This window comes from Lysobacter sp. Root604, assembly GCF_001427505.1.
GTDB lineage: Bacteria > Pseudomonadota > Gammaproteobacteria > Xanthomonadales > Xanthomonadaceae > Lysobacter.
Window position 1 is genome coordinate 1,784,994 of the sequence record NZ_LMGS01000001.1, and the last position, 18,001, is coordinate 1,802,994.

Here is an 18,001-nt window from a genome sequence, read left to right on the forward strand (position 1 = left end):
AAGGGACGGGTCATGGCCCGATCCTGCTTGAGGCCGGGACGGTTTGCAAGCGTCCGGGGCTCCCGCCCGCCCGGTCCGCTCGCCTAAGGCCAACGCAGCCCCCTGGACGGAGCGGCCAATCGGCTAAGCTGCGCCGCGGAGGGCACCTCATGGCACATTGGATCAAGCGCGGCCTGCTCGCGCTGCTGGTAATGGGTTTGATCGCGGGCGCGGGCGTCTGGTGGCTGCTGCGCGGCAGCCTGCCGCAACTGGACGGCGAACTGGCGCTGCAGGGTCTGTCGGCCCCGGTGAGCGTGCAGCGCGACGCGCAGGGCGTGGTCACCATCGACGCCGCCAACGAGACCGACGCGATCCGCGCGCTGGGCTACATCCATGCGCAGGAACGCTACTTCGAAATGGACCTGCTGCGCCGCACCGCGGCCGGCGAGCTGTCGGCGTTGTTCGGCCCGATCGCGGTCGAGGTGGATCAACGCCGGCGCGTGCATCGCCTGCGCGCGCGCACCGAGCAACAGCTGTCCAGTTTCGCCGGCGAGCAGCGCCCGCTGCTGCAGGCCTATACCGACGGCGTCAACGACGGCCTGGGCGCGCTGCGCGCGCGGCCCTGGCCCTATCTGCTGCTGGGGACGCAGCCGCAGCGCTGGCAGCTGGCCGACTCGGCCCTGGTCGGCTACGCGATGTACTTCGACCTGCAGGACGCCGACAACGTGCGCGAACGCGCGCTGTGGAAGCTGCGCCCGGCCCTGTCGCCGAACCTGTACGCACTGCTCACCCACGGCAGCAGCAGCTGGGACGCGCCCCTGTTCGGCAATCCGCACGGCGATGTGCAGTTGCCCGATGCGGCCACCATCGACCTGCGCAGCATGCCGATACCGGCCGACGAAGCGCCGGTGGAAGTCCCGCGTCGCAACGAGGTCGGCAGCAACAACTTCGCCGTCGCCGGCAGCCGTACCCGCGACGGCCGCGCGATCGTCGCCGACGACATGCACCTGGGCCTGCGCGCGCCCAATCTGTGGTTCCGCGCGCGCCTGCGCTACGCCGACGCGCGCGTGGCCGGCGGCCGCATCGATGCCGGCGGCTTCACCCTGCCCGGCCTGCCGGCGCTGGTGGTCGGCAGCAACGGCCATGTCGCCTGGGGCTTCACCAACAGCTACGGCGACTGGCTGGACTGGGCGATCGCGCCCGGCTGCGCCGGCCCCGCACCCAAGGCCTGCGCCGGGCTGCGCACCTACGAAGAACGCATCGAGGTCAAAGGCGAAGCCGCGCGCGTGCTGCGCGTGCGCGAGACCGCCTGGGGCCCGCTGATGCACGATAACGCCGACGGCAGCGCGCTGGCGTTGCGCTGGTCGGCGCATCTGCCCGGCGGGCTCAATCTGGGCCTGGCCAAGCTGATTCGCGCGCAGTCGCTGGACGAGGCCATGCGCGATGCCCAGGACGTGGCGATGCCGGTGCAGAACCTGCTGGTCGGCGACCGCGAAGGCCGCATCGCCTGGCGCCTGCTCGGCCCGATTCCGCAGCGCGCGCCGGGCTGCACGCCGGCGGTGCCCATGGCCGCCGACGCGGCCTGCCCGCCGTGGACCCTGCGCAGCGACGTCGCACCGCAACTGATCGATCCGCCCGGCGGGCGTCTGTGGACGGCGAACTCGCGCACGCTCGAAGGCGCCGAGCTGGCGCGCATCGGCGACGGCGGCCTGGTCCTGGGCGCGCGCGCGCAGCAGATCCGCGACGACCTGATGAGCAAGTCGCGCCTGGACGAACGCGACCTGATGCGAATCCAGCTCGACGACCGCGCGGTGTTCCTGACGCGCTGGTGGACGCTGCTGCGCGAGCAGGCGGCGCGCTCCAAGGATGCGCCCGCGATGAAGGAGCTGGCCGCGGCGTCCGCGCATTGGGAAGGCCGCGCCGTGCCCGAATCGGTGAGCTACCGCCTGGTGCGCGCCTGGCGCCTGGCCGTGCACGATCGCTTGATCGACGGTCTGACCGCGCCCGCGCGCGTGCGCCAGGGCCGCGATTTCGAGATGCCCGAACTGCCGCAATTCGAAGGCGTCGCCTGGCCGCTGGTCACCCAGCGGCCGCCGCACCTGCTGCCGCGCCGCTATCCCTCCTGGGACGCGTTGTTCGAGGACGCCGCGCGCCAGGTCCGCGACGATCTCGCCAAACAGGGACCGCTGGCGCAGCGCCGCTGGGGCGAACGCAACACCGCCGCGATCTGCCACCCGCTCGCGCGCGCCCTGCCCGAATTCGCCAAACCGGTGCTGTGCATGCCTGCGGACGAACTGCCCGGCGACGTCGCCATGCCGCGCGTGCAGCGCCAGGACTTCGGCGCCTCCGAGCGCATGGTGGTGGCACCCGGGCACGAAGCCGAGGGCATCATCCAGATGCCCGGCGGGCAAAGCGGCCACCCGCTGTCGCCGTACTGGGGCGCCGGTCACGACGACTGGGTCCAGGGCCGCCCCTCGCCGTTCCTGCCGGGGGCGACGCAGTACACCTTGACGCTAAAGCCGCGCTGAGGCGCGGCAGGTGGAGCGGCGTGAGCCGCGATTAGAACCCACACGACGCAACGCGAATCCCAGCCCGCGCGCCCAATTCCCGGCGCCGAGCGTTTAAGCGTTCGGCACCAGCAAACGCTCGATCAAGGCCAGATACAAATCCGGCAGCGCTTCCAGATCGGCCACCGACACGTGCTCGTCGACCTTGTGGATGCTGGCGTTGACCGGCCCGATCTCGATGCACTGCGCGCCCAGCGGCGCGATGAAGCGCGCATCCGAAGTACCGCCGCCGGTGCTTTCTTCCGGCGCGGCGCCGGCGAAACGCGCCAGCACTTCGCGCGCGGCCGCGCGCAGCGGCCCCTCCGGGGTGTAGAACGGCTCGCCGCCGCGGAACCAGCGGATCTGGTATTCCAACCCGTGCGCGCGCAGCACCTGCTCGCATTCGCGCTCCAGGCCCTCGGCGTTCCAGCTCGGGTTGTAGCGCAGGTTGAACAATACCTGCAGCTCGCCCGGAATCACGTTGTTGGCGCCGGTACCCGCGTGCACGTTGCTGATTTGGAAGCTGGTTGGCGGGAAGGTCTCGTAGCCTTCGTCCCAACGTCGCGCCGCCAGCGCCGACAGGGCCGGCATGGCCTGATGGATCGGGTTGCGCGCCTTGTCCGGATAAGCGACGTGGCCCTGCACCCCGATCACGTTCAAGGTCGCCGACAAGGTGCCGCGACGGCCCACGCGCAGCAGGTCGCCGAGCTTGGCGGTCGACGAGGGCTCGCCGGTCACGCACCAGTCCAGGCGTTCGCCGCGGGCGCCGAAGGTCTCGGCGACGCGGCGCACGCCGTCGATGGCGTCGCCCTCCTCGTCCGAGGTCAGCAACAGCGCGACCCGGCCCGGATGATGCGGATACGCGGCGACGAAGCGTTCCAGCGCGACCACGAACGCGGCCACGCTGCCCTTCATGTCGGCCGCGCCGCGGCCGTACAGCACGCCGTCGCGGATCTCGGGCACGAAGGGATCGCTGGCCCAGGCCTCGCGCGGGCCCGAGGGCACCACGTCGGTATGCCCCAGCAGCACCAGGGTCGGGCCGTCCTCGCCGTGCACGGCCCAGAGATTGTCGACCTCGCCGTAACGCAGATGCTCGCAGCGCAAGCCCGCTCGCTGCAGGCGTTCGGCGATCAGCGCCTGGCAACCCAGGTCTTCCGGCGTCACCGACGCGCGCGCGATCAGATCGCGGGTCAGCTGCAGGACATCGCTCACTTACCCACTCCGAAGCGCAGCTTGAAACCGTTGTCGCTGAAGCCCTGGGTGACGGTGCCGTCGTCGGTGACCACCACCGGGCGCCGGATGAGCTGCGGATACTCCTTCAGCAGCAGCTTCCATTCCGCATCCGAGGCCGGCTCCTTGCGGTTCGGCGGCAGCGTGCGCCAGGTGGTCGAGGACTTGTTGATCATCGCGTCCCAACCGCCGAGCTGGTCGCGCCAGCCCAGCAGCGTCTCCGGCGTCTGACGGTGGTCGCGATAGTCGACGAAGCTGTGCGCGACGCCGAAGCGGTCCAGCCACTTACGGGCCTTCTTGCAGGTGTCGCAGTTGTTCAAGCCATAAAGCGTGGTCATTGCTGCCCCGTCGAATTGCGTTTGAGTGCCGCGATGCGGTCTTGCAGTTGCTTGATCTGCGCGGGCGCTCCGTACGGCATCCCGTCCAGGAAGGTGTCGCGCAGGAGAAAGACGATCTTATCCCCGAACTTTCCCGGAACGCAGAGCGTCAGCGTCAGGCGGACCAGGGTGCGCCAGCGGGCCGAATCGACGGCGACCACGTCGCGCAGCTGCACCGTGTCCTCGACCCCACCGTTGCGGACCAGCAAGCGGTCGCCGTCGTCGTAGACCTCGTCCAGCACGTCGCGCAGGTAGCGATAGGTCACGACTCCGCCGACCACGATGGCGACCGCGAACACCCCCACCGTCTCGACCGGCACCGGGCGCTGCAACAGCGCGGCCACCAGCGCGGCGGAAAAGGCACCGAACATCACCATGGGGAAGGTGCGTTTGAAATGGTAGGACATCGACGATGAGATGCGGCGCACGGTCATGAATATTCCGCCCGATTCAAATCGGCGCCCCAGCTATCGGCCCGTATTGCACCGACATGCTCCCTGCACATGCGGATGTTCTTATCGGCGCGACGGCCCCTCGAAACGTAGATGCGCATCATTCGCTCTGACTCAGCCAGACGGCGATCGAGCGCCTGCCGACGCGATGGAACCTAAGGCGGCGGTCATGGCGACGCGTTCGCGCAGCGCGCGGCTGACGTCGCTGCCGCCGGGCGAGCCGAACGGCGAATTGGGCTTCGGGAAGAATTCGATCCGTCGCCCGAACTTGGTCGAACTTCGTAGGGACAACACCACTTTTCGGGTCCGCCACTCGATCTGCTCGGACACCTTGGCGATGTCCGAGATCGGTATCAGCTCTTCCAGCCCCCGACGCCGCACCCGCAATGCATCGCCCGCCTCTTCTACGCTATCGGCGAAACGCCGCGTATACAGCCACCAAGTCACGCTATTGAGCGTCAGGAGACCCAGCATAAACCAGATCTCTAGCGGTAATCGGTAGAGGCCGAGCACATGACCTATTGCGAGTGAGGCGAGTGCGACAACCAGAGCACCCGCCGTCCACGAGGTGATTGCCCTTGCCACCACCGTGTTGGCGGACAGACGCGCCATCGGCTGACTCAGTCCGCCAACCCGCGCAGCAACTCATTGATGCTGGTCTTCGACAGCGTCTTGGCGTCGACCTGCTTCACGATCACGGCGCAGTACAGCGAGTGCGAGCCGTCCTTCGCCGGCAGCTGGCCGGACACGACCACGCTGTAGGGCGGCACGTAGCCGTAGCTGATCTCGCCGGTGGCGCGGTTGTAGACGCGGGTGCTCTGGCCCAGGAACACGCCCATGCCGATCACGCTGTGGTGGCCGACCACGAAGCCTTCGACCACTTCCGAGCGCGCGCCGATGAAGCAATGGTCCTCGATGATCGTCGGCGAAGCCTGCAGCGGCTCCAGCACGCCGCCGATGCCGGCGCCGCCGGACAGGTGGCAATGCTTGCCGACCTGGGCGCAGGAGCCGACCGTGGCCCAGGTGTCGACCATGGTGCCTTCGCCGACGTGGGCGCCGATGTTGACGAAGCTGGGCATCAGCACCACGTCCTTGCCGATGTGGGCGCCGCGGCGCGCGATCGCGCCGGGCACGACGCGCGCGCCGAGCTTGCGGAAGTCGCTCTCGCCGTAGCCTTCGAAGCGCGCCGGGACCTTGTCCCAGAACGGCGCCGGGTCGGCCTCGACCAACTGCATCTCGTTGACGCGGAAGTACAACAGCACCGCCTTCTTCAGCCATTCGTTGACGGTCCAGCCGCCCTTGCCGTCCGGCTCGGCGACGCGGAATTCGCCCTGCTCCAGGCCCGAGATCACCCGCTCCACGGTCGGCCGCGTCGATCCCTCGATCTCGTCCGGCGTCAGCATGCTGCGGCGCTCGAAGGCGCTGTCGATCATGAACTTGAGTTCGTCGATGCCCGGCGCCTTGGGCGCGGTCTTCTTGCGGACGGTCTTCTTGGCGGTCTTGGCGGGGCTCATCGGTGGTCTCCTTCCAGGCAGGCGAGCAGCGCGTCGCGCAGCGCCTGCTGTTGCGTTTCGTCGAGCGCGCGATCGCGCCCGTCGGTGTCGGGGCTGGTGATCTGGAACATGTCCTCGGCGCGTTCGCCGAAGGTGGCGATGCGCGCGTCGTGCACGCGCAGCGCCTGGTTGCGCAGGGTCATGGCGACGTCGGCGAGCAAGCCCGGCCGGTCGGTGCAGACCAGGCTGAGCAGGGTGCGCTCGCCGGCGCCGCCGGCGCTGTCGCTGCCGGATTTGTCGACCGTGTTGAAGCCGATCTGCGGCACGATGCGGAAATGCTTGAGGTGGCGCGGCTGGGCGCGGCGCGCCGGCCGGACCCGGTCCAGCGGCGCAGCCAGGGTCGCGGCCAGACGGCGCTCGACGTCCTCGGCCGAGGGCGGATGGCGCGGGTCGGTGGGCACGACTTCGAAGGTGTCGAAGATGGTGCCCTGCGGGCCGTCGAGCACGCGCGCCTGCTGGATCGCCAGGCCGAGGCGGTCCAGGGTGGCCACGATCGCGGCGAACAGGCCGTCGCGGTCGGGCGAATGCACGAACACTTCCAGCGCACCGGCCAGCGCGCTGACCGGACGCGCACGCACGCGGGTGTCGCCGACCAGCACGCCGCGCAGCGAAGCGGCTTGCCAGGCGATCTGATCCGGGCGCCCGCGCTGGAAGCCGATGTCCGGCATGCGCGCGAACAGCGCCGCGATCTCGTCGTCGCCGCTGCCGAACGCGGCCAGCATGGCGTGCGCGGCGGCGCGGGTCTCGGCCGCGCGCTCGGCGCCCGCGACCGGGTGCTCCAGCCCGCGTCGCAGCGCCAGGCGGGTGGCGGTGTAGAGATCGGCCATCAGCCGGTCCTTCCACGCGTTCCACAGCTTGGGCGAGGTGCCGGCGATATCGGCGCAGGTCAGCAGATACAGATGATCCAGACGCTCGCGGTCGGCGACCTTGCCGGCGAAGCGGTAGATCACTTCCGGATCGGCGATGTCCTGCTTCTGCGCGGTCACCGACATCAGCAGGTGCTGGCGCACCAGCCATTCGATCAGAGCGGTGTCGGCCTCGCTCAGGCCCATCACGGTGCCGAACGCGCGCGCGTCGTCGCCGCCGAGCTCGGAATGGTCGCCGCCGCGGCCCTTGGCGATGTCGTGGAACAGGCCGGCCAGCAGCAGCAGTTCGGGCTTGCGCAGGCGCGGCCAGACTTCGTGGGCGATGCTGAAACGCTCGTCGGCCACGCCGGAGGCGAAGCGCGCCAGATTGCGCAGCACCGCCAAGGTGTGTTGATCGACCGTGTAGACGTGGAACAGGTCGAACTGCATGCGCCCGGAGACTTTCGAGAACGCCGGAATCCAGCGCCCGAGCACGCCCAGGCGCGCCATGCGTTCCAGCGCGTGGACCGGATGCGGGCCGCGCAGGATCGCCAGGAAGCGCTCGCGCAAGGCGGGGTCGGCGGCCTCGAAACTGGGGATGCGCGACAGCGACTCGGCCAGCGCGCGCGCGGTGCGCGAGTGCAGGCCGCGCACGCCGTCGTGCTCGGCCCAGGCCGCGAACAGGGCGAAGATGTCCTGCGCGTCGCGCGGCCACTGCGGCGAGCGCGCGGCGATGTAGTCGCGGCGCAGCTCGAAGGCCTCGAACGCGCCGCGCATCGGCACCGGCGCGGGCTCGCCCTCGATCTGCTCTTCGTAACGCTGCAGCAGGCGCTCGCCGATCCGCAGCACCAGCGCGGCGCTGCGGTAGAAGCCCTGCATCATCTGCTCGACGGCAAGGGTGTCGGCGTTGTCGACGTAGCCCAGGCGCTCGGCCAACAGTTTCTGGTAGTCGAAGCGCAGGCGCTCCTCGCGCTTGCGCGCGACCAGGTGCAGGCCGAAGCGCAGGCGCGACAGGGCGCGGCGTTCGCGCTCCAGCGTGCCCAGTTCGTCGACGCCGAGCTGGCCGATCGCGACCAGCGATTCCAGGTCGGCGGTGCCGATGATGCGCAGCGCCATCCAGTGCAGGGTCTGAACGTCGCGCAGGCCGCCCGGGCCTTCCTTGAGATTGGGTTCGAGATTGTCGGCGGTGTCGCCGTAGCGCGCGTGGCGCTGCCGCAGTTCCTCGCGCTTGGCCAGGAAAAACTCGCGCGCCGGCCACACGTACAGCGGCGCGATCGCGGCCTGCAAGGTGGCGCCGGCGTGATGGTCGGCGGCCAGCGGGCGCGCTTCCAGCATCGCGGTAAGCACGGTGATGTCGGCCGCGGCCTCGGTGCATTGCGCGGCCGAGCGCACCGCATGGCCGACCGGCAGGCCGCCATCCCACAGCAGGGTGAAGAAGCGGCCCAGGGCCTCGGCGTGATCGGCCTGGGCCTGCGACTCGGCCAGCACCAGCAGGTCGATGTCGGATTGCGGGAACAGTTCGCCGCGGCCGTAGCCGCCAACCGCGAACAGCGCCAGCGGCGCGTCGGCCGGAACGCTGTCGCGCCAGGCCGCGCGCACTTCGGCGTCGACGGTGTCGGCGCGCACGCGCAGCAGGCGGTCGATGTCGATGCCGTCGGCGGGGGTGTCGGCGCCGGCGTCGAAACGTTGCGCCAGCGCCGCGTCGACCGCGTTCAATGCGGTGCGGATCGACGCCGCCCGCTCGGCGCTGTGCGCCGTCGCGCCCGGCTCCGCCAGGCCAGAGCCGGCGGCGGCGCTACCGGTCATAGGTCGTTGTCGTCGCCGGGCAGCCGGGTCAGGATCTCGACGCCGTCGTCGGTCACCGCGACCGTGTGTTCCCACTGCGCCGAGAGCTTGCGGTCCTTGGTGACCACGGTCCAGCCGTCGGGCAGCAGCTTGGTGTGGCGCGCGCCCTCGTTGATCATCGGCTCGATGGTGAAGGTCATGCCCGGCTTCAGCACCAGGCCTTCGCCGGCGCGGCCGTAATGCAGCACCTGCGGGTCTTCGTGGTAGATGCGGCCGATGCCGTGGCCGCAGTACTCGCGCACCACGCTGAAGCGTTCGGATTCGGCGTACTGCTGGATCGCCGCGCCGATGTCGCCCAGAGTCGAACCCGGCTTGACCGTGCGGATGCCGCGGAACATCGCTTCGCGGGTCACGTCGACCAGGCGCTTGGCCATGACCGAGGGCGCGCCGACGATGTACATGCGGCTGGTATCGCCGTGCCAGCCGTCCTTGATGACGGTGACATCGATATTGACGATGTCGCCTTCCTTCAGGATCTTGGACTCGCTGGGAATACCGTGGCAGATGACGTTGTTGACCGAGGTGCAGACCGTCTTGGGGAAACCCTTGTAGCCGACGTTGGCCGGAATCGCCTGCTGCACGTTCACGATGTGGTCGTGGCAGAGCTTGTCCAGGGCCTCGGTGCTGACGCCGGGCTTCACGTGCGGAGCGATCATCTGCAGCACCTCGGCGGCCAGGCGGCCGGCGACGCGCATCTTCTCGATCTCGTCCGGAGTTTTGATGGTGATGGGCATGCGGGCATTATCGCCTATTCACGCCCCGCGATCATGGCGGCGCGCGGTCCACAGCGTGCCGCCGTCGTCCTCGCCCGTCCCCATCGGAGCCATCCGCATGCCGCTGCGCCGCGTTTCCGTCGTCTCTCTCGTCCTGGCCCTGGTGCTGAACGGGCCGGCCCCGGCCGCCGAGCCCGCAGCGGCCTGGGTCGAACTCGCCCCCGGCCTGTCGGCCTGGAGCGGCCCGGCCACCACCGTGCTGCTGGCCGAAACCGAGCACGGCGCGCTGCTGGTCGACAGCGAAACCGCCAAGGCCGCGCCGGCGCTGGGCCAGGCCCTGGCCGGCCGCAAGCCGCTGCGCTATGTGGTCAACACCCATTGGCACGGCGACCACGCCGGCGGCAACGAGGCCCTGGCCGCGACCGGCGCGACCCTGATCGCGCACGAGAACGCGCGCCGGCGCATGGCCGAAGCGACCTTCCTCAAGCACCACAACCGGGTCATCCCGCCCCTGCCCGCCGCCGCCCTGCCCGGCGTGACCCTGGCCGGCGACGGCCGCATTCGCCTGGACGGGCTGGAGGCGCGGCTGATCCAAGTCCCCGCCGCGCACACCGACGGCGATCTGCTGGTGCATTTCCCGGCCGCCAACGTGCTGCACATGGGCGACTGCTACTTCAACGGCTTCTATCCGATCATCGACACCGGGGTCGGCGGCACCGTCGACGGCCTGATCGCGGCCCTGGACCGCGGCCTGGCGCTGTCCGACCCGCGCACCCGGATCGTCGCCGGGCATGGCCCGATCGGTACCCGCGCCGATCTCAAGGCCGCGCGAGACATGCTCGCGGAGGTGCGCGAGCGCGTCGCCAAGCTCAAGCGCGCCGGCCGGACCCGCGAACAGGTGCTGGCGGCCGCGCCCACCGCCGATCTGGACCCGGTCTGGGGCCAGAACTGGGTCAAGCCGGCCCAGATCGTCGGCTCGGTCTACGACAGCCTGCCCTGAGCGGCCCCATCTAGGAGCGGAGCGAATCCTCCTCACCCCCTTTTCAATGGGGAAGACCAGCCGCTGCGAAGGGGTTGGGCACCTCCGGTTGCCGCAAAGCCCTGATCCGGCTACACTTCCGCGGCTATGCGGAGGCCCCAGGGCTTTCGCGCCGCCCACGCCGGGCGTCACCGGCGAATACACACCCGCTGCCACAGCCCGTGCCGGGGTGCCTCGTACAGCTGATTCGTACGCGGTTCGGACACGGAAGCAGCGGGGAGGCCCAACCCCGGAACCACGCACCGCCGGCCCCGCCTGCGGCGCACCGCCCTCATTCCTCGTGGCGGTCGGTTCCACTGCCTATCGGAGTCATGCAATGCCCCAGATCACCATGCGCCAGATGCTGGAAGCCGGCGTCCATTTCGGCCACCAGACGCGCTACTGGAACCCCAAGATGGGCCCGTACATCTTCGGCGCCCGCGGCAAGATCCACATCATCAACCTCGAGAAGACCGTTCCGCTGTTCAACGACGCGATGAACTTCATCTCGGGCATCGCCCAGAAGCGCGGCACCATCCTGTTCATCGGCACCAAGCGCTCGGCGCGCGAGTCGATCAAGGAAGAGGCCGAGCGTTGCGGCATGCCGTACATGACCCAGCGCTGGCTGGGCGGCACCCTGACCAACTTCCGCACCGTCAAGCAGTCGGTGTCGCGCCTGAAGGAACTGGAAGCCGGCGAAACCGACGGCACCTTCCAGAAGCTGGTCAAGCACGAAGTGCTGGGCCTGCGCCGCGAGCGCGAGAAGCTGTTCGCCTCGCTCGGCGGCATCAAGGAAATGAACCGCCTGCCCGACGCGCTGTTCGTGATCGACATCGGTCATGAAGACATCGCGATCAAGGAAGCCAAGAAGCTCGGCATCCCGGTCGTCGCGGTCGTCGACACCAACTACGATCCGGCCCTGGTCGACTACGCCATCCCGGGCAACGACGACGCGATCCGCGCCGTGCAGCTGTACGCCCGCGCCGCCGCCGACTCCGTGCTCGAAGGCAAGGCCGCCGCGCCGGCCGTCGGCGTGCGCGAGGAAGAGTTCGTCGAGCTCGACGCCGAAGGCAACCCGATCGCGAAGGAAGACCGCAAGGCCGCTCCGCGCGGTCGCGCCCCGGCCAAGAAGGGCCCGGCCCCGGCCGGCGCCAAGAAGGACGCTCCGGCGGCCGAGTAAGCGCTTTGTCACGCAGCCGCGCGAGACTGCGCGGCTGCGTCTCTCACGCATCCGACCCAGTAGGAGCGGCGTACGCGGCGATCGCCGCCGCGCGTTCCTATTCGGCTACACGAATCACCTGAGGTAACCCCATGGCAGAAATCACCGCTTCCCTGGTCAAGGAACTCCGCGAGCGCACCGGCGCCGGCATGATGGAGTGCAAGAAGGCCCTGACCGAAAACAACGGCGACATCGACGCCGCCGCCGAGTGGCTGCGCAAGTCCGGTCTGGCCAAGGCCGACAAGAAGGCCGGCCGCATCGCCGCCGAAGGCCGCATCGCGGTCGCCCAGGACGGCGGCAAGGCCGTGCTGGTCGAGATCAATTCCGAGACCGACTTCGTCGCCAAGGACGCCAACTTCCTCGGCTTCACCGAGACCGTGGCCCAGGTCGCGCTGAGCTCGGGCGCCGCCGACGCGGAAGCGCTGAAGGCCGCCAAGGTCGCCTCGGGCGAGACCATCGAGGAAACCCGCGCCGCCGTCATCGCCAAGGTCGGCGAGAACGTGCAGGTGCGTCGCCTGGTCCGCATCGACAGCCCGAACAACGTCGCCGCCTATGTGCACGGCGGCCGTATCGGCGTGCTGATCGAGGTCAAGGGCGGCGACATGGACCTGGCCCGCGGCCTGGCGATGCATGTCGCGGCGATGAACCCGCCGCACATCAAGGCCAGCGACGTCCCGGCCGAGTTCGTGGCGAAGGAAAAGGAAATCGAACTGGCCAAGATGACCGACAAGGACAAGGCCAAGCCGGCCGACATCCTGGAGAAGATCATCGGCGGCAAGATCGCCAAGATCGTCAACGAAGTCACCCTGTACGGTCAGCCCTACGTGCTGGACACCAACCAGACCGTCGAGCAGGTCCTGAAGGCCGCCGGCGCCGAGGTCGTGACCTCGCAGCGTCTGGCCGTGGGCGAAGGCATCGAGAAGCAGACCGACGACTTCGCCGCCGAAGTGATGAAGCAGGCCGGTCTGGCGTAAGCCGCCGCTGTTTCGAGTCGAAGAAGGCCGCGGACCTCCGCGGCTTTCTTTTGGGCGTGGTGCGAGCAATCAGCGCGGAGTGAAGATGCAAGCGGACATCGAGCGGAAAATCCATCCCGACGACGGCATGTGGCAACCGGCGGAAAGCTGGTACTTCGCGGTCGGGCGCAGCGCCCTGCGCCTGGTCGATCTGGCCGCGCGGGCCTCGTGGCTGCCCAAGATCGGCAGCATCCTCGACCTGCCCTGCGGGCACGGCCGGGTCGCGCGCCACCTGCGCGCGGGTTTTCCCGACGCCGAGCTGTACTTCTGCGATATCGACCATTCCGGCGCCGACTTCTGCGCCGAGACCTTCGCCGGCACCGCCATCCACTCCAAGCCCGAGCTGACCGAGGTCGCCCTGCCCAAGGTGGACCTGATCTGGGTCGGCTCGCTGTTCACGCACGTCGACCTCGACCGCACGCGGCGCTGGCTGCGCTACCTGAGCGAGCACCTCAATCCCGACGGCGTGCTGGTGGCGACGTTCCATGGCGATTGGAGCCTGCGCATGCAGGAGATCTACCAGATGATCGACCCGCCGTCTTGGGAACGCATCGTCGCCGACTACCAGGCGACCGGTTACGGCTATGCGCCTTATCGAGACGTGGACATGGGCGATTACGGCATTTCCCTGTCGCGTCCGGAGGCGATCATCGCCGCGGTGCGCGATATTCCGGGCGTGCGCCTGGCCGGCTACATGGAGCGCGGCTGGGCCGACAATCAGGACGTCGCGATGATCGCGCGCGAGGATCGCGAGATTCCGTGGACGCCCGAGTTCCGTTCGCGGAAGTAAATCGCGCGGAGCAACGCCGCCGTTCGTTCGAACCAAAAAAGGCCGCGGATTCCGCGGCCTTTTTGTCGCAGCGCCAGCGACGCCCTCACCCTTGCCGATCGCGCAAGCGCGAACGGGGAGACCGGGCCGCCGTGCTCAGCCCTGCTGCTGGAAGTACACCTCTTCGTAAGGCTGCACCACCACCCAGCCGTTGCCGGAGAACTTGAGCTGGATGCTCTCGCCCGAACCGCGGCCGAGCAGCGTGCCCAGCGAGATGTCGGTGACGATATCGGGGCTGAGATTGCCGGACCAGGCCACGGTCGCGTTGGGGTCGGTGAAGACCGGCTGGTCCGGGGTCACCGCCAAGGTCAGCGGCTCGTAGTGCGAGGTGATCGCGACCACGCCGCTGCCGGACAGCTTCATGTTGAACAGGCCGCCGGACATCATGCCCGAGACCTTGCGCATCATCTTGATCTCCGAGGCGATGCCATCCTCGTAGGCGAGGATGTCGTTGCCGTTGACGAAGATCGACTCGCCGGCCAGGCGCAGCAAGGTGATCTTCTTGCCGGCGTCGGCGATGTAGACCCGGCCCTGCCCTTCCATCTTCATCATCTGGGTGCCTTCGCCGCTGATCGCTTTCTTCAGCAGGTTGGTCAGGCCCTGTTCGAGCATGCCCTGGCGGATGAACTTCACGCCGCCGCGGTAGGCCACCATCGAGCCGGACTTGGCCCAGATGCGGCCGTTGAGTTTGACTTCGAGCAGATGCGAGCTCTCGAGTTCGAAGGTCTCCGGGCTGAGATCCTTCTGGCTGCTGGTTTCGACGAAATCCTTGAGGTTCTTGATGCTCATATGCGGTCCTGCGCCAATGGAAGCGGCAGCATAAGCGACCGCGCGCGCGTCGGCATGACAAAAAAAGGCCGCCTGCGAGGCGGCCAGAGGTGTTGGGAGAGATCCCGATCTTGCGACCACGCGCCGGGCATCCTTGCCGCCCGGCGGTCCGTCGCCGCGGCACGGCGGCCGTGGCCGCCGTGCTCGCCACCGTCGTGCGACGGTCAGAACTGCAGGGAATAGCGCGCGTTCACCGCGTGATCGCGCGCTTCGTCGGCCCACTGGCCGCTGTAGGTGAACTCGAGCAGGCCGTTGGCGCCCAAGCGCGCGGCCAGCCCGGCTTCGAACACGGTCGCGTCCTCGGCCAAGGGCGCGCCGTGCACGTCGAAGGCCGCGCCGTTGCGCCAGGCCACCGTGGCCGACGGGGTTTCGGCGCCGCCGGCATGGCGCCGGCCGATGCCGCCGCGCAGGTTCAGCCAACTGCTGTCCTGCTGCGCGCCCTTGAGGCCGACGTTGAAGCGCAGGCCCAGGGTGGACAGGTCCAGACGCTGGTCGGCGCTGGTACCGCTGAGCGCGGCCACGCCGCCGCTTTCCTGGAAGCCGTCGCTGCCCACGCGCACGTGCGCGTACTGCGCGTAGGGTTCCCATTCCCAGGCGCCGGTGGCGATGCGGTACGCGCCCTCGACGAAGACCTGGCGGGTATCGCCGTCGTAATCGGCGCGGGTGCGGTCGGCGAAGCCCGGGAAGCTCACGTTGCGCTCGATCTCGATGTCGTGGCGCGCGTAGCTGGCGCCGGCGCGCAGGCCGAAACCGCCCCAGTTTTGGCCCAGGTACAGGCCCAGGTGGCGGGAGCGGACTTCGGCGCGCGAACTGCGCGCGTCGAGCTTGGCGTCGCTGCGACCGACGCCACCGAGCACGCCCAGGCGCCAGCCGTTGGCGAAGCGGTAGTCGTAGCCGAGCAGACTGGCGTCGCCGTTGTAGCCGACTTCGCCGGCGTTGCCGTCGGCGTGCAGGGTGCCGCCGTTCTTGAGCAGCTGGATCCAGGCCGCCGACTCGGACTCGCCTTCGGCGGCCGCGTCGAACGCGCCGTTGCCGGCCTGGGCACGCGCCAAGGCGGCCTCGCGCACATGCCGGCTGCCGTCCACCAGCACCGAGCGCGTGCTCGCGTGCAGTTCGCCGCTGAGATCGTCGAGCGCATCCAAGGCCTGCGCCGGGAACAACTGGGTCAGCGGTTGCGGCAGGCCCTGGCCCATCGCCAGCGCATCGACCGCGCCCGCGGCCGAACGCTGGTTGTAGGTGTTGGCGGCGCTGGCCATGCTGGCGCCGCGCACCACGTCCACGGTCACCTTATTGGCGGCGTAGGCGAGGTCGAACTTGAGGAACGGCGAGAACGCGCTGTGGTCGATGGCGGCGAAACGGCCGTCCACGCCCAAGCTCGCCGAGAGAATGTCGTAGCGCTGGCCGAGCAGATAGGTGCCCGGCCCCTGGAACACGCGCACGGTGCCGCCCAGCAGGGTCGCGCGGCCGTTGACCAGCAGCAGGTCCGACGCCGACGGCGCCGCCAGTTCGACCTGGTAGGTCGATCCCACGGCCTGGGTGTAGTCGCCGTCGATGGTCAGGGTGCCGATCGAATTGCCTGGCGCGATCGTGCCTTCGACCCGGGTCGTGCCCAGGCGACCGGTGCCGGCGAGCATGCCGCCGGCGCCGATCACGGTGCTGCCGCCTTGCTGCGTGCCGTTGAACGCGACCTTGCCGCCGTTAACGGTGAGGTCGACGTTGTCGAGCACGCCGCTGCTGGCCACCAGGCCCCAGCCGCCGTCGAGCTTGAAGGCCAGATCGTGGAGACCGCCTTCGATGCGGGCCACGCCGGAGGCGACGTTCAAGTCGGTGCTATGCAGATCGCCGGTCAGCAGCAGATCGCCACCGGCGACGTCGACCGCGCCGGACAGCTTGTTGCCGCCGGCCAATTCCAGACGGCCCTGCGCCACGGTGGCGCCAGCGAAGCTGTTGTCGCCGCTCAGGCGCAGCCAGCCGGCGCCGGACTTGGTGAGGCGGCCGGGGCCGGAGATGTCGTTGCTCCAGTCGTCCCAGGCATCGCCCTCCCAGACCTTGGTGCCGCCCGCGCGCTGGTTCATGACCACGTCGGTGTCCACGCGCAGCTGGCCCGGTCCGTCGATCGCCTTCTTCAGATCGATCAGGCCCCAGCCGTAGAACTCGTCCACGCCGGCATCGCCCAGGTCGGTGGCGGTGGTCAGCAGCACGTCGCGGATCTGCGGATTGTCGAGGTAGGGATAGCGCTCCATCAGCAGCGCCAGCGCGCCGGTGACGTGCGGCGAGGCCATCGAGGTGCCGGTCTTGTAGCCGTACCCGTAGTCCGGATGGGCCGCGTCGATTTCCAAATTATAGGAACCGTCGGGATTCTGCTCGACGCGACCGTCGATCTGGCCCTCGATCACCGTCGACAGAATGTCGGTACCCGGCGCGGCCACGCACCAGTCCTTGCTCAGGCCGCAGATGCTGGAGCTGCCGTCGAGGTTGAGGTCCTCGCCGAGGTTGACCACGCTGAGCCAGTACTGCTCGATCTCCGGCGCGAAGCGCGGCAGGGTGGCGTAGGCGCCGGCGATGTTGCCGTAGTCGTTGCCCGCGGCCCAGACATTGATCATGCCGGTGCGCAACGCGGCGTCGGCGAACAGGCGGTAGTAGTCGTGGTAGGTGTCGTATTCGAGGTCCATGTCCTCGGGCGTGGTCGGCTCGATGCCGTTGCCCCAGCTGTGGTTGATCGCGCGCACGCCCTGCGCGGCCATCTGGTCGAAAATGCTGTTGAGCGCGTCCTCGCCCGGGCCCTGGGTCAGCAACCGGCTCGGGTAACCGTCGCCGTCGGCATAGAACTCGTTGATGCGGTTGAAGAACAGCTTGGAGGTGGTCAGGCTGGCGCCGGTGGCCACGCCGTGGGAGCCGTTGCCGTCGCGGTTGGCGACCATGGTGCCGGCGACGTGGGTGCCGTGGCTGTTGTATTCCATGAACATACGCAAGCCTTCGCCGTCGAAGGAAAGATCCGGCGGGACCGTGTCGTTGATGTAGTAGGCATCGATCTGCGCGATCTCGCCGTCGGACAGGAAGCAGGCGTTGGGGCCGTTGATGGCGCTGCTGGCGACGCAGCCGGGATCGCTGATGCGGATGGCGCGGTGGTCGCGGCCGCCGAATTCGGAATGCGCAAGCGCGGCGCCGCTGTCGAACACGCCCAGACGGATGCCGCGTCCGGTGAGGCCGCGCGCGTACGCGTACTCGGCGCCGATCGCGCCCAGGCCCCAGTCGGCCTTGAACTCGTCGCTGCGCCAGCTGTCGGCGTCGCCGATGACGCCGCTTTCCTGATACGCGTCCTGCGCGAACGCGGGCGCGGCCGCGCCCAGCAGCAAGCCGCAAAGGATCGCCGCCGACAACGCCGAACGGGCGTGGCTGCGAGGGTGACGACGAGGTGTGCCTGTTGCGCTTGCACTGCTTTGCATGCTGCCGATGCTCCTGTGGCGGCGCGATCGAATCGCGTGGGGGATGGGGAGGGGTGCGCTGCGACGCGAGCCGCTCCCCTGATCGACGGTGGATGCGGACCGTCGCCA

General features: G+C 69.2%; 13 protein-coding genes and 1 pseudogene. 5 read left to right on the forward strand and 9 right to left on the reverse strand.

Going from position 1 to position 18,001, the window contains the following annotated elements; all coding sequences use genetic code 11:
* The first annotated feature begins 149 nt into the window (after positions 1–149).
* Positions 150–2,507 carry a penicillin acylase family protein gene (locus ASD69_RS07965; RefSeq protein ID WP_056176056.1) on the forward strand — a complete coding sequence of 786 codons (2,358 nt, stop codon included), beginning with the start codon at positions 150–152 and terminating at the stop codon, positions 2,505–2,507.
* Positions 2,508–2,600: 93 nt separating this feature from the next.
* Here ASD69_RS07965 and dapE read toward each other — a convergent pair whose 3' ends face one another.
* From dapE to map, 7 genes and pseudogenes are all read right to left on the reverse strand, one after another.
* Entirely contained in the window at positions 2,601–3,737 is a 1,137-nt protein-coding gene (gene dapE / locus ASD69_RS07970; protein ID WP_056176059.1) for a succinyl-diaminopimelate desuccinylase, read from the reverse strand.
* On the reverse strand, positions 3,734–4,093 hold the full coding sequence (locus tag ASD69_RS07975) for a Spx/MgsR family RNA polymerase-binding regulatory protein (protein WP_056176064.1): 360 nt from the start codon (positions 4,091–4,093) through the stop codon (positions 3,734–3,736). The genes dapE and ASD69_RS07975 overlap by 4 nt, the downstream gene beginning before the upstream one ends.
* Positions 4,090–4,566, reverse strand: coding sequence for a hypothetical protein (locus tag ASD69_RS07980; RefSeq protein WP_056176067.1), 477 nt, complete (start codon positions 4,564–4,566; stop codon positions 4,090–4,092). Before ASD69_RS07980 ends, ASD69_RS07975 begins: the two co-directional genes overlap by 4 nt.
* Positions 4,567–4,698: 132 nt before the next feature.
* Entirely contained in the window at positions 4,699–5,196 is a 498-nt protein-coding gene (locus tag ASD69_RS07985; RefSeq protein WP_056176070.1) for a hypothetical protein, read from the reverse strand.
* Positions 5,197–5,204: 8 nt separating this feature from the next.
* Positions 5,205–6,158, reverse strand: a pseudogene (gene dapD, locus ASD69_RS07990) (2,3,4,5-tetrahydropyridine-2,6-dicarboxylate N-succinyltransferase); the annotation flags it as partial.
* Entirely contained in the window at positions 6,095–8,788 is a 2,694-nt protein-coding gene (gene glnD / locus ASD69_RS22655; protein ID WP_056176075.1) for a [protein-PII] uridylyltransferase, read from the reverse strand. The pseudogene dapD and the gene glnD, both read right to left, overlap by 64 nt.
* Positions 8,785–9,561, reverse strand: coding sequence for a type I methionyl aminopeptidase (gene map, locus ASD69_RS08000; protein WP_056176078.1), 777 nt, complete (start codon positions 9,559–9,561; stop codon positions 8,785–8,787). The genes glnD and map overlap by 4 nt, the downstream gene beginning before the upstream one ends.
* A 97-nt stretch (positions 9,562–9,658) precedes the next feature.
* On the opposite strand from map, the gene ASD69_RS08005 reads away from it, so the two are divergent.
* From ASD69_RS08005 to ASD69_RS08020, 4 genes are all read left to right on the forward strand, one after another.
* Complete coding sequence (locus ASD69_RS08005) at positions 9,659–10,540, forward strand: MBL fold metallo-hydrolase (RefSeq protein ID WP_162250627.1); 882 nt, start codon at positions 9,659–9,661, stop codon at positions 10,538–10,540.
* A 355-nt stretch (positions 10,541–10,895) separates the two neighbouring features.
* The gene (gene rpsB / locus ASD69_RS08010; RefSeq protein WP_056176081.1) at positions 10,896–11,738 is read left to right on the forward strand and encodes a 30S ribosomal protein S2; all 843 of its coding nucleotides are present in this window, start codon (positions 10,896–10,898) and stop codon (positions 11,736–11,738) included.
* A 131-nt stretch (positions 11,739–11,869) separates the two neighbouring features.
* Positions 11,870–12,751 carry a translation elongation factor Ts gene (tsf, locus tag ASD69_RS08015; RefSeq protein WP_056176086.1) on the forward strand — a complete coding sequence of 294 codons (882 nt, stop codon included), beginning with the start codon at positions 11,870–11,872 and terminating at the stop codon, positions 12,749–12,751.
* Between the two features lie 85 nt (positions 12,752–12,836).
* Positions 12,837–13,580 (forward strand): class I SAM-dependent methyltransferase, encoded by a 744-nt coding sequence (locus tag ASD69_RS08020; protein ID WP_157499082.1) that lies wholly within the window; start codon positions 12,837–12,839, stop codon positions 13,578–13,580.
* Between the two features lie 135 nt (positions 13,581–13,715).
* On the opposite strand, the gene ASD69_RS08025 is transcribed toward ASD69_RS08020, so the two are convergent.
* Together ASD69_RS08025 and ASD69_RS08030 are read right to left on the reverse strand one after the other, a co-directional pair.
* Positions 13,716–14,408: an AIM24 family protein gene (locus ASD69_RS08025; protein WP_056176092.1), complete on the reverse strand. Its 693-nt coding sequence runs from the start codon at positions 14,406–14,408 to the stop codon at positions 13,716–13,718.
* Between the two features lie 203 nt (positions 14,409–14,611).
* A complete protein-coding gene (locus tag ASD69_RS08030) occupies positions 14,612–17,827 on the reverse strand; it encodes an autotransporter domain-containing protein (protein WP_056176095.1) in 3,216 nt (1,071 codons plus the stop codon).
* Between the last annotated feature and the right edge of the window lie 174 nt (positions 17,828–18,001).

Bases quoted from the DNA above. Each gene is read 5' to 3' on its own strand.
- ASD69_RS07965 (WP_056176056.1), top strand. From the start codon at position 150: ATGGCACATTGGATCAAGCGCGGCCTGCTCGCGCTGCTGGTAATGGGT.
- ASD69_RS07975 (WP_056176064.1), bottom strand. From the start codon at position 4,093: ATGACCACGCTTTATGGCTTGAACAACTGCGACACCTGCAAGAAGGCC.
- ASD69_RS07980 (WP_056176067.1), bottom strand. From the start codon at position 4,566: ATGACCGTGCGCCGCATCTCATCGTCGATGTCCTACCATTTCAAACGC.
- ASD69_RS07985 (WP_056176070.1), bottom strand. From the start codon at position 5,196: ATGGCGCGTCTGTCCGCCAACACGGTGGTGGCAAGGGCAATCACCTCG.
- glnD (WP_056176075.1), bottom strand. From the start codon at position 8,788: ATGACCGGTAGCGCCGCCGCCGGCTCTGGCCTGGCGGAGCCGGGCGCG.
- map (WP_056176078.1), bottom strand. From the start codon at position 9,561: ATGCCCATCACCATCAAAACTCCGGACGAGATCGAGAAGATGCGCGTC.
- ASD69_RS08005 (WP_162250627.1), top strand. From the start codon at position 9,659: ATGCCGCTGCGCCGCGTTTCCGTCGTCTCTCTCGTCCTGGCCCTGGTG.
- rpsB (WP_056176081.1), top strand. From the start codon at position 10,896: ATGCCCCAGATCACCATGCGCCAGATGCTGGAAGCCGGCGTCCATTTC.
- tsf (WP_056176086.1), top strand. From the start codon at position 11,870: ATGGCAGAAATCACCGCTTCCCTGGTCAAGGAACTCCGCGAGCGCACC.
- ASD69_RS08020 (WP_157499082.1), top strand. From the start codon at position 12,837: ATGCAAGCGGACATCGAGCGGAAAATCCATCCCGACGACGGCATGTGG.
- ASD69_RS08025 (WP_056176092.1), bottom strand. From the start codon at position 14,408: ATGAGCATCAAGAACCTCAAGGATTTCGTCGAAACCAGCAGCCAGAAG.